Source organism: Chryseobacterium sp. Y16C (genome assembly GCF_022488405.1).
In the GTDB taxonomy this organism is placed as follows: domain Bacteria; phylum Bacteroidota; class Bacteroidia; order Flavobacteriales; family Weeksellaceae; genus Chryseobacterium; species Chryseobacterium geocarposphaerae.
Genome location: NZ_CP092711.1, coordinates 1,347,948 through 1,363,815, shown reverse-complemented (window position 1 = coordinate 1,363,815; position 15,868 = coordinate 1,347,948). Strand labels below are relative to the sequence as shown.

At 34.9% G+C, this 15,868-nt stretch carries 13 protein-coding genes; 7 read left to right on the top strand and 6 right to left on the bottom strand.

Annotated features, from left to right (window positions below; translation table 11 throughout):
- Positions 1-42: 42 nt before the first annotated feature.
- On the bottom strand, positions 43-3,093 hold the full coding sequence (locus MKS83_RS05945) for a DNA polymerase III subunit alpha (protein WP_240582403.1): 3,051 nt from the start codon (positions 3,091-3,093) through the stop codon (positions 43-45).
- Positions 3,094-3,100: 7 nt separating this feature from the next.
- A complete protein-coding gene (gene dinB, locus MKS83_RS05940) occupies positions 3,101-4,243 on the bottom strand; it encodes a DNA polymerase IV (protein ID WP_240582402.1) in 1,143 nt (380 codons plus the stop codon).
- Positions 4,244-4,304: 61 nt separating this feature from the next.
- Here dinB and MKS83_RS05935 point away from each other — a divergent pair, with 61 nt between their 5' ends.
- Together MKS83_RS05935 and MKS83_RS05930 are read left to right on the top strand one after the other, a co-directional pair.
- Positions 4,305-5,081 carry an XRE family transcriptional regulator gene (locus MKS83_RS05935; RefSeq protein ID WP_240582401.1) on the top strand — a complete coding sequence of 259 codons (777 nt, stop codon included), beginning with the start codon at positions 4,305-4,307 and terminating at the stop codon, positions 5,079-5,081.
- 129 nt (positions 5,082-5,210) lie between these two features.
- Entirely contained in the window at positions 5,211-5,822 is a 612-nt protein-coding gene (locus MKS83_RS05930; protein WP_240582400.1) for an alpha-ketoglutarate-dependent dioxygenase AlkB family protein, read from the top strand.
- 126 nt (positions 5,823-5,948) lie between these two features.
- Here the strand turns inward: MKS83_RS05930 and MKS83_RS05925 are convergent, their stop codons facing one another.
- Positions 5,949-6,398, bottom strand: coding sequence for a hypothetical protein (locus MKS83_RS05925; RefSeq protein ID WP_240582399.1), 450 nt, complete (start codon positions 6,396-6,398; stop codon positions 5,949-5,951).
- A complete protein-coding gene (locus MKS83_RS05920; protein ID WP_240582398.1) occupies positions 6,395-7,276 on the bottom strand; it encodes an endonuclease/exonuclease/phosphatase family protein in 882 nt (293 codons plus the stop codon). The genes MKS83_RS05925 and MKS83_RS05920 overlap by 4 nt, the downstream gene beginning before the upstream one ends.
- 302 nt (positions 7,277-7,578) lie before the next feature.
- Here MKS83_RS05920 and MKS83_RS05915 point away from each other — a divergent pair, with 302 nt between their 5' ends.
- The 5 genes from MKS83_RS05915 (at position 7,579) to MKS83_RS05895 (ending at position 13,435) form a co-directional block, all read left to right on the top strand.
- The gene (locus MKS83_RS05915; RefSeq protein ID WP_240582397.1) at positions 7,579-7,866 is read left to right on the top strand and encodes a helix-turn-helix domain-containing protein; all 288 of its coding nucleotides are present in this window, start codon (positions 7,579-7,581) and stop codon (positions 7,864-7,866) included.
- 92 nt (positions 7,867-7,958) lie between these two features.
- Complete coding sequence (locus MKS83_RS05910; protein ID WP_240582396.1) at positions 7,959-9,407, top strand: DUF3945 domain-containing protein; 1,449 nt, start codon at positions 7,959-7,961, stop codon at positions 9,405-9,407.
- 20 nt (positions 9,408-9,427) lie between these two features.
- Positions 9,428-11,515, top strand: coding sequence for a type IA DNA topoisomerase (locus MKS83_RS05905; RefSeq protein WP_240582395.1), 2,088 nt, complete (start codon positions 9,428-9,430; stop codon positions 11,513-11,515).
- A 296-nt stretch (positions 11,516-11,811) separates the two neighbouring features.
- Positions 11,812-12,720: a hypothetical protein gene (locus MKS83_RS05900; RefSeq protein WP_240582394.1), complete on the top strand. Its 909-nt coding sequence runs from the start codon at positions 11,812-11,814 to the stop codon at positions 12,718-12,720.
- Positions 12,721-12,724: 4 nt separating this feature from the next.
- Positions 12,725-13,435 carry a CBS domain-containing protein gene (locus MKS83_RS05895; RefSeq protein WP_240582393.1) on the top strand — a complete coding sequence of 237 codons (711 nt, stop codon included), beginning with the start codon at positions 12,725-12,727 and terminating at the stop codon, positions 13,433-13,435.
- 95 nt (positions 13,436-13,530) lie between these two features.
- Here MKS83_RS05895 and MKS83_RS05890 read toward each other — a convergent pair whose 3' ends face one another.
- Complete coding sequence (locus MKS83_RS05890; protein WP_240582392.1) at positions 13,531-14,490, bottom strand: restriction endonuclease; 960 nt, start codon at positions 14,488-14,490, stop codon at positions 13,531-13,533.
- Positions 14,491-14,528: 38 nt separating this feature from the next.
- The gene (locus MKS83_RS05885; RefSeq protein ID WP_240582391.1) at positions 14,529-15,851 is read right to left on the bottom strand and encodes a hypothetical protein; all 1,323 of its coding nucleotides are present in this window, start codon (positions 15,849-15,851) and stop codon (positions 14,529-14,531) included.
- Positions 15,852-15,868: the final 17 nt, after the last annotated feature.

Genomic DNA, 15,868 nt, shown 5'->3' with positions numbered 1-15,868 from the left:
AGCAATTAAGTATATGTTTTTTTTAAAAAGTAATTTCGGATGCTACATCTTTTGTCTTGGCAATCCAATTTCATGTTCCTGAGGATACGGTTTCCTAAAAGTCATACTGACATCCTCATGCAAATTACGTTGGGCTTCCAATGACTTCTCTTTATCCATTGAATATCTTGGATCCGGAATAAAAGGCATTTTGGCCATTTTATGAATGGTAACAGTAGGAAAATGGAAATCGACCTCTACGGTTCCCAATAGGAGATAACAGCCACCACCCTGAAAAGGATATTCTTCAAGGCAGTTTGGAAAATGAGCGGTATCAAAATATTGTCCTTCAGCATCAATCCAGGTTCCGAAATACATCGTTCCTTTCTTGGTAGGTACATGCTTTCTTGAAATCAGATAGGCCAGCATTTTAACCTGATGTTTATGAAACTTCAATAAATCTTTTACTAAAACGGAACCTCTGTACCGGGTTTGTAATAAATCAAAAGGGCTGAAAGAAACAGGAAATCCTAATATCTCTATTTCATCAAAAGCATCTTCAAATGGATTTCTTTCTATGGTGGGAAGTTGATAATCTTTCTGAGGTTCGTCCAGTAAAGTCAGATGCCTGAAAGCAACTTTATGAGTTCCCAACAGAAATCTTGATTCAATGAGCAGCTCATGCTTCTGTTTTCCGGTAAAGCGGAATGCTCCGATAAAGATTAGAATCTGCAATGTTTCGATACCGATAGGAATCCTTTTAACAAAGTTTTCAAGAGAGGTGTACTCTCCATTCAGGGTTCTTTCTTCAGGAATCAGTTTTGCTAACCTTGTTTCCAATCTTTCAATATGCATGAAGCCTAAATAAACATCCGAACCATGAACCGTTGTTTGATATTCACTTAGATTAATACAGGGATTATGAATTGCAGCTCCCGACATTCTGGCCTCATGAATGTAGACTTCGGTTCTATAGAATCCTCCTCCGTTATTGATAGCAGAAACCATAAATTCGATTGGATAATAGACCTTGAGATATAAACTCTGGTAACTTTCTACGGCATAGGAAGCAGAATGTGCTTTGCAAAATGAGTATCCAGCAAAGGATTCGATCTGCCGGTATACTTCCATAGATAACTGTTCAGGGTGTCCCAATCTTTTACAGGACTCAAAGAAGTTATCTTTTACTTTCTGTAATGCAGATAAAGAACGGCCTTTACCGCTCATCGCTCTTCTTAGTACGTCACCATCAGGGGCGGATAATCCTCCGAAGTGAAGGGCAACCTTAATGACATCTTCCTGATACACCATGATTCCATAAGTTTCTCCTAATTCCTTTTCAAAAACCTCATGGAAATACTCAAATTTTGTAGGGTTATTATGCCTGAAAATATATTCCCGCATCATTCCGCTTTGAGCCACCCCGGGCCGGATAATGGAGGAGGCAGCAACCAATACTTTGTAGTTGTTGCATTTCAGCCTGCGGAGTAATCCACGCATAGCAGGAGATTCAATATAAAAACAGCCGATGGTTTTTCCGGAACTTAAGAATTCATTGCATCGGGCTTCGTCTTTTGAGAGCGAAGTATCCCGGATATCAATATCAATTCCTCTTTTTGCCTTAATCAGCCTTACAGTGTCATCTATAGTTCCTAATCCTCTCTGTGAGAGAATATCAAATTTTTCAAGACCAATTTCTTCGGCGGTATACATATCGAACTGTACGATCGGAAAACCTTTGGGAGGCATTTCTAATGCGGAATAATTGGTGATAGGTTCTTCGGAGATCAGGATTCCACAGGAATGCATACTTCTCTGGTTAGGAAACTTTTCCAACAATTTTCCGTAGTAATGAACCTGTCTGGATACCGAATTAGTATCATGTTCCTGGATGGGTTTTGTTGCCAGTATATCAAGCTCATCTTTCGGAAGTCCGAAAACTTTTCCTACTTCCCGGAAAATAGAACGGTATTTAAATTCAACATTAGTTCCACAGAAAGCAACATGGTCTTTACCATATTTATCAAAAATATATTCCAAGATGATATCCCTTGTTTGCCAGCTCCAGTCTATGTCAAAATCAGGAGGCGTTTTACGGTTGAGGTTGAGGAACCTCTCAAAGTACAGATCCAGCTCCAGAGGACATATATCGGTAATGCCGATGCAGTAGCTGACAATGGAATTGGCACCGCTTCCTCTTCCTACATGCATAAATCCCATCCGGTTGCTGTACTGTATAATATCCCAGGTGATCAGGAAATAAGCACAGAAATTAAGCTGGTCAATAACCCCCAATTCTTTATCTACTCTTGCTTTGGCCTGCAGGTTATCCCCGGCGTATCTTTTTGAAAGTCCCTGATATGCTAACTTTTTTAAAAGCTTAGAATCATTTTCTTTGCTGTCTGTGAAATTCTTTTTGTTTTTAGGGGTTGAAAAATCAAAATCAAAATGACAACTATTGACCATATATTTTGTGTTCTCAATAATCTGTGGTTCATATTGGAACTTAGCCAGAAGCTCTTTTTTATCAGTAAACATTTCGTTGTCTTTACAGTAATCAGCTTCTGTAAGCTTACTGATCAATGTATTGTGATCAATAGCCCTTAATATCTTATGAAGCTCATATTCTTCAGGGGTTGTAAAGGTAACCGGATGAAGAATAACCATTTTATGAATGAATTGTTTTAATTCCGGTTGAATCAAAAGGTTGAGCTGGTTCTGTCTGATGCCTATAAATTCATGATCTGCTAATTTTTCAGGAATATTCTCCAGTGGGTAAATAACAAAAGTATCTGTAAAATCAGGATTGGCTTTAGGAATTTCAATGTCTTCACAGTTGTATGCGGTTAAAAGCCTGTTAACTTCTGCAATGCTTTTTTGATTTCGGGCCAGGCAAATATAATACAGTTCATTCTGAACCCGTATTTCCACTCCAACAATCGGTTTGATATTATACTCCTGGCAAAGCTTATAGAAATCATAGATCCCGGTAATGGTATTGATATCTGTAAGGGCCAGGGTTTTAATATTAAAATGTACGGCCTGCTCAACCAGTTCTTTAATAGAAATGGTTCCATACCGAAGACTGTGATAAGAATGACAATTCAGAAACATCTTGTAATTATTTTAATAGACCTGAGGCTCTTCCTACACTTGATGCTCCAAACCTGTTCTTGATTTTATCCATTGTCTGATACAGAGATATCAACTCTTCCGTATCTTCAAAGAGATCCATTTGATGGCACCCGTGAACCAGTCCGGTAAACTTTACACCAACCAGCCTTATTCTCATACGTCTAGTATATACTTTTTTAAAGAGTTCTAAAACATACCTGAGCAGGGTATGGTCAGCTGAGGTGTAAGGAATCCTGCATTGTTTGGTTTCCGTATCAAAATTGGAATAGCGGAGTTTTACCACCACTACCGATACCAGCCATTTCTCTGCTCTGAGCTGATAACAGAGTTTTTCAACCATTCCGGAAAGAATACTTTGGATACCCTGAATATCGATGCTGTCTTGAGCAAAGGTATCTTCTGTAGAAATGGATTTTCGTTCCGAATAAGGAACCACAGGATTTTCGTCAATTCCGTGTGCTTTTTTCCAAAGTTCATTTCCATTTTTACCAATCAGCTGCTGAAGCACATCAACAGGCATTTCTGAAAGGGTTTGTATGGTTCTGATCCCCAGTCTTGAGAGTAGCTGAAAGGTTACATCGCCGACCATAGGAATCTTCTTTACCGAAAGTGGGTTTAAAAACGGCTGAATGTCATGCTGTTTGACTTCTAATCTTCCGGTTGGCTTTGATTCTCCGGTTCCGATTTTGGATACGGTCTTATTGGTGGATAAGGCAAAACTTATCGGTAATCCTGTATTTTTCTGTACGCTTTCTGCGATTTCATGGGTCCATTTATAGCATCCGAAAAACTGATCCATTCCGGAAAGATCAAGATAAAATTCATCGATACTTGCCTTTTCAAGAACAGGAACTTTTTCCTGGATAATTTCAGTCACCATATGGGACATATTGGAATACATTTCCATATCTCCTTTTATGACTTTTGCTTCGGGACATAGCCGCAGAGCCATTTTGATGGGCATGGCACTCCTAACTCCGAAAAAACGGGTTTCATAAGAGCAGGACGCCACTACACCACGGTCTCCACCTCCGATGATCACAGGCTTTTTCTCCAATTCGGAGTTTTTCAGCCTTTCACAGGAAACAAAGAACGTATCCAAATCCATATGTACAATTGCTCTTTCCATGTGACAAAATTAGTCACGTTTTGAAACATATTTTGTATTTTTGTTGTCTAAAATTGTAACAATGTCGAAATTCTCTGATAACATCGTGTTTTTGAGAGGAAAGAAAAACATGACTCAGCAAGAACTGGCAGATCTATTAATTCTTACCCGATCCAGATATGTCGCCTATGAATATGGCAGAACAGAACCTCCAATTGAAATATTGCTTAGAATTTCAAAATTCTATAACATCAGCATCGACTTATTGTTGACTGTAGATCTCAGTAAATTTTCAATTGATGAGATTATGGAGCTTCCTGACAATCGAATCGTTCTGCCTATAAAGGTTGATCAGGATGGAAACAACCAGATTGAGATAATCCCCCAAAAAGCTTCTATGGGCTACCTGAATGGTTATGGAGATCCGGAGTACATAGAAAGTCTGGAGACCATATCATTACCTTTTTTAAAAGGGGGTAAGTTCAGGGCATTTCCTGCTGACGGAGATTCAATGCCCCCCTATAAGAACGGAACCTATATCGTGGGAAAATATGTAGAAAATCTTTCGGACCTGAAAACGGACAGAACGTATGTTTTCATTACCACCAATGATGGTATCAGTTACAAAAGGTTTCAGTTTCATGAAGCAGATGGTATCTGGGTTAAGGCTGACAATCAATTTTATGAGCCTTATAAAATTCCATTACCTGAAATTAAAGAAATCTGGGAATTTGCCTGTAGTATTACTACCAAAGAATATGAGCCTGATGAATTTGCAGAACATCATATTCAAAACTTTATCACAGAAATTAAAACCGATATCAAACAGATCAAAGAAAAAATGGGAGATAAGAATTGAATTTATTTTGAGTACATAGCATAATCAAAAAACTTCCCCGAAGGGAAGCCAAAAACACAATTGATGAAAAAAAATTATTCCTGTAGAAACGGAATAAGACAAAGTTAAATGATTTAAAGAAAAATTACAATGAGTCAGCTTAGTTTATTTGATGCAGAAGATTTGTATGAGTTTCCCAAAGATCTTTTGGAATACAGAGAGAAGTTCCTGAGTAGGGAAGAAGCTGATCTGCTTAAAAATAAATTGTTAGAAACGGCTCCCTGGGAACAGCGTACCCAGAAAATGTACGATAAGATGGTGCTTACTCCACGGTTGACTGCTTGGTATGGCGATGCAAAATCCTACGATTCTGCCGATAATAATACCACTAAAAGAAATGAATGGACTCCCGAACTGTATGCTTTAAAAGAAAGAATAGAAAAAGAGTTCGGTTATCAATTCAATGGCGTATTACTCAATCTTTACCGTGATCATAATGATTCCGTCGCCTGGCATCGGGATAAGGAAAGCAGATATGGAAAACGTCCTTTCATTGCATCTATCAGCCTTGGCCAAACCAGAAGCTTTGATTTCAGGAAAAAAAATCATCATGAAAGCAAATATAGTTTGCCACTTCCTAATGGCTCACTCCTTATTATGAAAGGTGATCTTCAGGAAAGTTGGGAGCACCGGATCGCTAAGTCTACTGTTCCAATGAAAGAAAGAATTAATCTCACATTTCGATTAATAAAGAATTTATAGCTTTTAATTAGCGAGTTTTTATAATCTATATTCAAAAAATGAGTGAGTAACATTAAACAACATTTTACACTTTGATAAGTTCTATTTGAAAGGCTTTATTAGATATAGGTGGAATTTTCTTCTAGCTTATTTTCCTTTTCCAGATTCTCTATTATATTTTTCCAATGCCTCTTCCTTAAGTTTCACCAAGCTAATTAGGTGTCTAAAAGTAGCTTGAACTAAACTAGAATTAAGTATCTCCTCAATCTTATCGGTTAGATCTTTAAGCCCATTTTTTATATTTATAGTGAAATCTGCTCTTTGATCAGTTTTTAATGGAATATAGGTTAAAATAATCTCATCTAAAGAATCACCTAAATTAATGTCGAGTATTTTATATTGATTACTTATTTCAGGAACAATAATGTATAAAGATGCACCTAAAAATTGCCCCTCGGTTGAGGTGGTAGTAACTAAATGGTCAAAATATCCTTGAGAGTAATCTGCTATTTCTTTTCCGTAGGAATATAAGACTTTTGTCAGTTCATGATCATATCCACTGTCTTCGTCTAAAAAATTTAAATTAAGTTTATTCATGATATAGTAATTTGAATTGGTAAATGATCAAATCCATGATTTAAAAAATTTGATGCTTGCTCTTTTGCTGAATCTACAAATATATGAGATTTTGTTTGGGTGATAACTTTAATATTTGTGGAGCAATTTTTAGATGACATTACATAATCGTACAATGCCCAACCATAGTTTAAACTGTAATATGTGCCACCTAAATTAGTTTGATCATTATGGATTAAATGTTCTAAGAGAGGATTAAAGTAAAACTCTCTTCCTTGAGATTTATGTAAACGTCTTTTTTTCTCTTGCTCAAAATGGTTTGTAAAAAAATAACTATTAATAGATTTATTGTGATCTCGTCGTAAAACATGATCCCAAGGTTCAAGATTAAAGTCGCCAATAATTGAATGTTTATGAGATTTCTTGACAATACCTCCTTTCAAATGAATCCATTCGGATAGATTGGAAATAAAACTTATCTGATCACTTGTAACCACCTTATCACCATTTTTTGAATAGTTATGAACAAATAATAATGTAACTATTTCTTTATTTAACACTGTATGAACAGCTACAATTCTTCCATATTCTTTTTGTAAATCAAAAGTAAAAGGGACGTGCAAATCTGATTTGTTTTTAATAAAAATTTTAAGACCTTCTGGCTTATATGGGTAATTTAAGTTATATTCTGGATCGCTAGTGAAAGTTGGACTGTAATAAACAATATATCCTAAACTAGTAATTGTTGAAATAAGATTTTCACAATCGTCTTTACTTCTAGTTCCTTCGGCTATGCACAAAACATTTGGTTTAATTTCATTAAGTAAACTTTCAAGTATTTTGTGTTTAAGCTTTTCAGGTCCTACATCTTTGCCAATATTCCAATAAATAATTTCCATTCTAATTTGACGAGCTTATGGTATTAAGTTTTTTCAAATTTACAAATTTTATTATTAGCTCATAATTTTGCAAATATTAGAAATCTGTTAGACTTTTCTGGCATGTACTATTTTAATTGTAAAATTAAAAATTCCTCAATTATGTATTGTGTTGAATCTTTTTTTAACAATAATTCATGAGTCTTGTAAAAACAAATTTTTGAGTTTATTACAAATAATCTTCGTTACTACGAAAAAGTAGTGATTTTATATCATTCCTGTTGTTCAATTTTACATCACCAACAATCATAAAAATCACAGTTATGAATATTGAGAGAACAGAATTTATAGCCTGGATGGATAGAATCATGGAAAGATTTGACATTTTGAAAGAACAGATGATTAAGAACCAGTCCAGATTTATAGAAATAGACGGGGAGCAACTCCTGGATAACCAAGATGTTTTGCAGCTATTAAAGATAAGTTCCCGATCATTACAGCGGTATCGGACTGATAAAAAGCTGCCATACTATACCATCAGCGGAAAACTGTATTATAAACTTTCGGATGTTCATCAACTGATCAGAGAGAGCTTGAGCTCTTCATTATGATCAAGACTTTAGCAGCCAAATACACTACTGTAATTCCAAATTTTATGAATTCCTGATTGAGTAAATATCTTCATTCCATTAAATAAAATACAATGGAAAATGAAATAATAAACTCTCAGGAAACCAGTGAAATCAAACCATCAACAGACACACTCATTGTTTTGAACATTCATACGAATCAGATAGAAATGGTCAAAGGAGTTGATCAAGAGGGAAATCTGCAAAAGTTTCCTCCCGAGGATAAAAAGGAAAATGATCAATTGATCAGAGTTGATAAGCACGGCGATATCTTTTCCAACTTCTTTTCCAATTTTTACCGACAGCTCAGAAATCCCTTTCATTTCAACTTTTTCAAGGTTTCGGAATATGATGCTGTCAATACCGCCAAGGATCTTCAGAAGTATGTTGATCAGGCATCTCCTGAAGAAAAAGAAAAACTGAAAGACTATGAAGTTTTGCCTAAAAATAATAATAATCCTAAAAATCAAAATACAATGGACAACAACACAGAAAATCAGGAATATCGTTTTCAACCAGAACAGATCGACTGGAAAACGATGGAAAAGTTCGGACTTAATCAGGAGAAGCTTGAAAAGATGAACGCTATGGATTCATTACTCAGAGGTTTTAAAACCAATACATTGATTCCCATTACCATTAATCTGGGAACAGCCATCAGCAAAATGGATGTCCGATTATCTCTTCAAACAGGAGATACAGGACAGGTTGCTGTTCATTTGCATGGCATCCGCAAAGAGCCTAATTTCAATAATAAATTCTTGGGTCATGAGTTCTCTGATAAAGACAAAAAGAACCTAAAAGAAACCGGAAATATGGGAAGGGTAGTAGATCTGGTTAATCCTAAAACCGATGAAATCATTCCATCAGTGATCAGCCGTGACCGTTTAACCAATGAACTCGTGGCCTATAGAGCGGAGTACATGAAAATTCCTGATGAAATTAAAGGAATTAGGCTTGATGAACATCAGAAACAAACCCTACTGGAAGGAGCACCATTGTATCTTGAAGGCATGACCTCTAAAAAAGGAGAATCCTTCGATGCCACTGTACAATTCAATGCAGATAAGCGGTATGTAGAATTTCTGTTTGGCAATAATCAGGCACCGCAACAAAGCCGACAACACGATCAACAGCAAAGTCAACCTACGGATAAAGAAGCTCCCAGAGTATTTAGAGGTAAAGAGCTGGATGATTCACAGTATGAAAAATTCAAAGCCGGACAAACCATTTATATCGATGGTCTTCAGGATGCTAAAGGCAAAGCCTATCAGGGGTATATTACTTTCAACAAAGAAACTTCCAAAACCGATTTCTCCTTCAATAACCCCAACAAACTTAAAGAAGAGGCAAAACCTACAGAAGATTACAACACCCAAACTGCAGTTAATTCTCAGGGTAAAACCAATGAAGCTACAAAAAATGTGAAAGAGCCTTTAGAATTAAAACAGCAACAGCCTGCCAATAAACAGCAGGAGGATCAGCAAAAAAAGGTTAGAAAGCCAAGAGGACAAAAACTATAATAATCATCTAAATCCATAATATGAAAGCAATCATCGCAGAAAAACCGAGTGTAGCAAGAGAAATCGCACAATTGTTAGGAGCCCATGAAAAAAAAGATGGTTATTTATCCGGTAACGGCTATTGTGTCACCTGGGCATTAGGACATCTGATTGCGTTAGGAATGCCGGAGGATTATGGTATAAGGGGCTTTAATAAAGCCTCTTTGCCTATCTTCCCGAATCCTTTTATCCTGACTCCCAAAAAACTAAAGAAAGCAAAAGGCTATGAGCCTGATCCTTCGGCTTTAAAACAACTCAACACCATAAAACAAGTCATCAATCAATGCAGCAGTATTATTGTGGCTACAGATGCTGGAAGGGAAGGAGAGTTGATCTTCCGCTATATCTATCATTACATAGAATGCAACAAACCTTTCGAAAGACTCTGGATCAGTTCCCTGACCGAAAAAGCCATACAGGACGGTTTTAAAAAACTGCAACCAGGCGATGCCTTTGACGGTTTGTATCAGGCAGCAAAAGCCAGAAGCGAAGCGGACTGGCTGGTGGGAATTAATGCCACCCAGGCATTAACCATCGCAGGAACCCAAGATCTTTATTCATTAGGCAGAGTGCAGACACCAACTCTTGCTTTGATCTGTCAAAGATTCCTACAAAATCAAAACTTCACCAAGCAAAAGTACTTTCAAATCCAGCTGAGCCATAGAAAAGAATATACAGACTTTAGCAGTCTTTCACAATTACAATGGGAAGAAAAGAAGCAGGCAGAACAAATCCAAAAATCCATAGAACGGGAGGGAAGAGCTGTTGTAGAAGATGTATCCATTACAACAGTACAGGAACAGTCTCCGTTACTTTTCGATCTCACAGAATTACAAAAAGAAGCCAACCGAAAATTGGGACTTTCTGCCGATGAGGTTTTACAGATTGCCCAAAGTTTGTATGAAAAGAAATTCATTACCTATCCCAGAACCGGTAGCAAATATATTCCTGAGGATCTTTGGCCAGAGATCCCAGAACTGGTCAGAATCCTCAATACATCAGATCAATTTAAATCAGCCATATCTACTTTAAAGTTCGGAAACTTCAACAAGAGAATCGTTAATGATGTAAAAGTAACGGACCATCACGGTTTACTTATCACTACGAAAGTTCCATCTGCACTTACAGCTACTGAAAAAGCCATTTATGATACGATTGCTTACCGTTTATTGGAATCCCTATCCCATGCCTGTACAAAACAAGTCAGCCACATCATGATAAAAGTACATCATTATGAATTCCAGATCAAGGGATCAAAAATACTCAACAATGGCTGGCGAGCCATCAAAGGAATTCTATCTGACAATGAAAATTCCAATAATAAAAAAGAAGTCCTTACTGAACTTCCGGAACTCAAAATAGGAGATGAACTGAAGGTTTCAAAAACTGAATTACTGGAAAAAGTAACGCAACCTCCCAAGCTTTATACAGAAGCTGACCTTTTATCAGCCATGGAAAATGCAGGCCGATCTGTTGAAAACAAAGAAGAACAGAAAGCACTCTCCAATATCGGCATCGGAACTCCAGCTACCAGAGCCTCCATTATCGAAACGCTGCTCAGCAGAAACTATATCATCAGGAAAAGCAAAACCCTACATCCTACAGAAAAAGGCTTGCAGGTTTACAATCTGGTCAAAGACAAAAAAATAGCCAATGTCCAAATGACCGCAGAGTGGGAAATAGCACTGGATAGAATTGAAAAAGGTGAACTCAATAAAACCCAATTCATAAGCGACATTCAACACTATACAACTGAAATCACCAACGAACTCTTATCACTTCATATTCCCCAAGAAAATGTTCCCCAACTAAAATGTCCCAAATGTCAACAAAATCATCTTATCATCAAAGGCAAAATTGTAAAATGCCCAGATGAACAATGCGGTTGGATTCTCTTTAGAACCATATGCGGAATACAACTCAGTATTAAAGATCTTACTTTACTATTAACTCAAAACAAAACATCATTAATCAAAAACATGAAAAGCAAGAACGGGAAAAAGTTTGATGCTTTTATCATTCTAAGAAGTGATTTCAGTACATCATTTGAATTTGGAAATAAGAATTAATTTCAAAAAAATAATAATTTAAAGAAGCAGCCAATGAGCTGCTTCTTTATTCTACATCTTATCCAATTCTTTTTATTTCTTAAAATAAAGTCTAAAATATTTACTACTTTTTTTTGAATTTTGTTAGCCATTATGATAGTGATATAGTAGGAAATTAGATTATAATAATGTAATACAATTATTTAAAAAGTATAGTTAAGTATTATGGCGTAATGATTAAAAAAAACTTAATAATATTTTTTTTATAGTATTGTAAAGTAAGATTTATTATTTAAATTTAAGAATATTTCAAAACCATGAAGACATTTATACAAATCAAAATTAACTTTTTGAAACTTTGCTTTGTTATTGTATTTTCAACTATTTCATGTATCAAAACATACGCCCAAAAATTTGAAGATATATTTTTAGCTAACGATTTTGTACTTTATAAAAATACAAAGGTAAAATTAAAACAAGATCTCATTGGAGTCAACTTTAGTCACAATTTTTATGGTGATCTAAAAGATCTTCAAAAAGATTATGATAATAAGGTATTATATCCCTCAGTAGCATATAATTTTCAAACGGAAAAAGATTCTTTAAAAAATAGAGTTTTCATTATTGAAAATATTATTGGCAAAGACGGAAAAACATTTAATACAGAAAACTCAGGTTATTTTGATTCTCCTATTTTTATCTTGAAAGATGAAGTAAAAGCCCAAACCATTTACTATAAATACGATAAAAAGTTTGAACATAACTTCCCTTTTTTAGTTGCTGATATAAATTACCCGGTAGATTTTTTTTGCTCCCAACTCTCAGAAAATGATGATGATTTTACCAATGAAAAAACTATTAGAACCCCAATGACGGAAGGCAACAACTTAGCTCCCGCATCTTTAACAAAGGTTTCAAAAAAAGGAAGACCATCTGCTTATTACCTAAGTTTAAGAGCTTATGGCAATACGGTTAATGTAAATGAACGAGGGGTAATTCTAATATTTGAAGACAATACTAAATGGATTAAAAACGCAGAGATAGATGTGGAAGCAGATAAAGATAGTTATGAATACTCAGTATTTATAACTTTATCTCAAAATGATCTTAAGCTGTTTTCGACTAAGCGAATAAAAAAATTTAGACTGTACATATATGATGCTACCCTTAATGCAGGTTTTGCCAGTAAATTTTTGAATTATACAAAGTGCTTGTTAAAAAGATAATAATATGACAAATGCAGAAAAATTTTTAGATATTTATAATCAACTTGATAAATTTCTAAAAAATGGTAACAATCAGAATCATGAAACTTTTGCCTCAAAAATAAAAAGTAGCAAAAATTCAATTATAAAATCGTACCGAGATAAATTGATAGATTATGGAGAACTTAGAAACGCTATAACACACACACCTAAATTAGGTGGCAATTATATTGCAGAACCTCTGGGAGAAGTTGTTAATGAGTTTGCCATGATTTTACAAAAATTATTAAATCCACAAAAGGTTATTCCTTTATTTTCTTTTGAAGTGATTGGAGCTAACGAAAACGAGAGACTAGATAAAATTTTGAACTTAATGAGGGAAAAATCTTTTTCGCAATTTCCTGTATTTGACGAAGGTGGAATGGTTGCGGAGCTAATTAATACAAATACAATTTCAAGATGGTTAGGAAAAAATATTAATCAGAATGAAATCATGGTGGAAAATCCTATTATCAAAGAATTGATAGTCGATATTGAGTTTAAGAAAAATTTTAAATTTATATCGAGAGACTGCGATATTTATACTGCCTATGATTTGTTTATTGATCAAATAAATATCCATAAAAGAAATCTCGATGTATTATTTATTACAAACAGCGGTAGTGAAAATGAAAAATTATTAGGATTAATTACTATAGAAGATATTGCTAATAAAGTTAAGAACGTTCACTCATAATAGAGTTCTGAGCACGATTGCAGCATAGTGAAGAAATTGTTTAATATTAAAGCGTAAGATTTTGAATTACTGTATTCAACTATTCGTTATGGTTTTTAAAAAGTTTGTTCATAAAGAACTTCCTGCAAATCCTGTAAAGGGGTCCAGATTCCAGATTTAACTTTCAGGTAAGTATTGCATAGTGAGACGATTTTTTGTTGATCTCCAAATCTAATTTTTTTTCTTTCTAACTCTGTTAAACCTTCGAAAGCATTTGAGGTAAAGCCGTATGTTGATAAAAACAAACCGCTCTCTCTTTTTTCATTGCAAATTACTTTTAAAAATTCTTTTACAGATTTTTGTCCTACCAGTTGTTTGGATTTCCAGTGCTTAATCTCGACAATATATTTCATGGATATTCCTTTTTTGACAAGCTCCAAAATAATATCCTTACCTCCATCTTTGCTTGGTGATGTAAGGGTCACATCAAATGCCAAGCCTTCAAATAACTCGGCTATTGTTTTCTCGAATTCTCTCCATTCTATTTTCAACAAAAAGTTGGGATCTTCCGCTATCTTTTCTATAAATGTTTTGCTTACAATTTTGATGATATCTTCATATTCATGGGTATTTAGGTTAGACTCTATTTCTATTTTAGATGTCCAAGATTTCAAGTCATCTAAGGTTAATAGTTCCACTTTTAATGGATCAGTACTATTTATAAAATGATAGCATGCTGAAGTGAAACCATGAGGCGCAAACAAAATAAGACGGTTATAAGGATAGTTGAAAGCAAATGATACCCTCTCGTGTACTCGCTCTTCATGAACACTTTTACCTGACTTTTGAAGAGAAATACACATTCTGTCTCGAGAATCTTGCTTTGTGCACATGAAATCAAATTTACTTGTATCAGGACTTGGATTAAGTATAGTTTTAAAACCATCATTTGATAACAATTTTGAAATGACTTGATGAAATGTAAAGCAAATTTCCCGATCGTCTCTTGGACTTGTTATAGAATGTTCTAAAACAAGAATATCACGTACAAGTTGATCTTTTATTGAGGGAGTCATAATTTTAATGGTTAACGAAAGTTATAATCCTAGAAATTTCAGTCCAGCATATCTATTTTATGAAAAAAGAAAGAATCCATATATTTCCAAATACCTCCGATCTGACCATACACCATATTTTCCCCTTGTTCATTCTGATAAAGCATGCGCAAAGCTATTTCTTTTACATATTCTGTTTCATTAAATAAGACAATCACTTTTACTTTTACTTCTGCAATTGCTGGTGCCTGATGTTCGACGGATAATATTTCAAAAGATTTTAAGTTCTTTTTTTCAAAGACTTTTCGAATTCTTCCCGCTTCCTTACCTATATTAAATTCATTTGAAAATGAACAAATCTGTTTAGCCATCTGCCCATAGTTGTTTTTCTTCCAATTTATTAAAAAGCGGACAGCATCTCTTTCCGGAGTATATTCTTCATAATCTGCTTCGTTTCCTTGAGCTGGAAAATCTTGGTTTACTATAGGTTTTCTATCTTTCCAGTAATCCATATGTTTATCCATATCTTTCATCTTCAATTTGTGTTGTTGATAGTTGGAAATGGTATCTTTTAGATCTGAAAAAGTTTCTTTTAAAGTAGGAGTGTTTTTTTCTTTAAGGGGACGTTCTTTATTTTTCTTTAGAGCTTTTGCCCAATCATTAATGGCAAATAATGTTAACCAAGCTTTCCCTGCAACATATTTATTAGCATATGAAAGATCCCTTCCATGCAAAATACCATTACGGTAAGGAAAGAATATTTCTTCAGTGGTCGTGGCCTTTCTTGTTACATTTAATATATCTCTAAGTTTAGAGAGGCCTGAACTATGAGCAGCAATAGAATCCCAAGCCGTTAGATCAGTATTTTCCACGAAAAAACCTTTACTTTTGCTAATGTCATTGACAGTACCATCAATAATCATTAATAGTAAGGGGACAGCTGAATAATATCTTTGAGCTTTTGTATCTTCAAATGCGGCTTTAATCAAGACATTACGCAATCTAAATTCTGGAATACCGTAGGTTGAACTTATCATCCATTGCATCGCTTCAGATGTGTAATGATCGGCAAGCTTTTCCTCTGCTTCATTTATATTTCCTGCTTCTGCCAAAGCAATGCACTCCAAGATCAAATCATGATTTCCGGACTCATGTGCAATCCAACCGCGTTCGCTAAAATAATGGTTAAACTGATCAGGACTTTTTGAAATTTCTTCAAACTGCTTTTCAATCTCATCAAAGTTTTCAAAAGCATCCAAAATTCCTTTGGCTCTTGAACTAAAGGGAGCAAAGAATGATGCGATCTTTTTTACTGATTTTCCTCCCTTGAGATTATTTCTAAATTCTTCAAACGAAGAATTGTCTTCAATTCTATCACTCATATTATTATGAAATATAT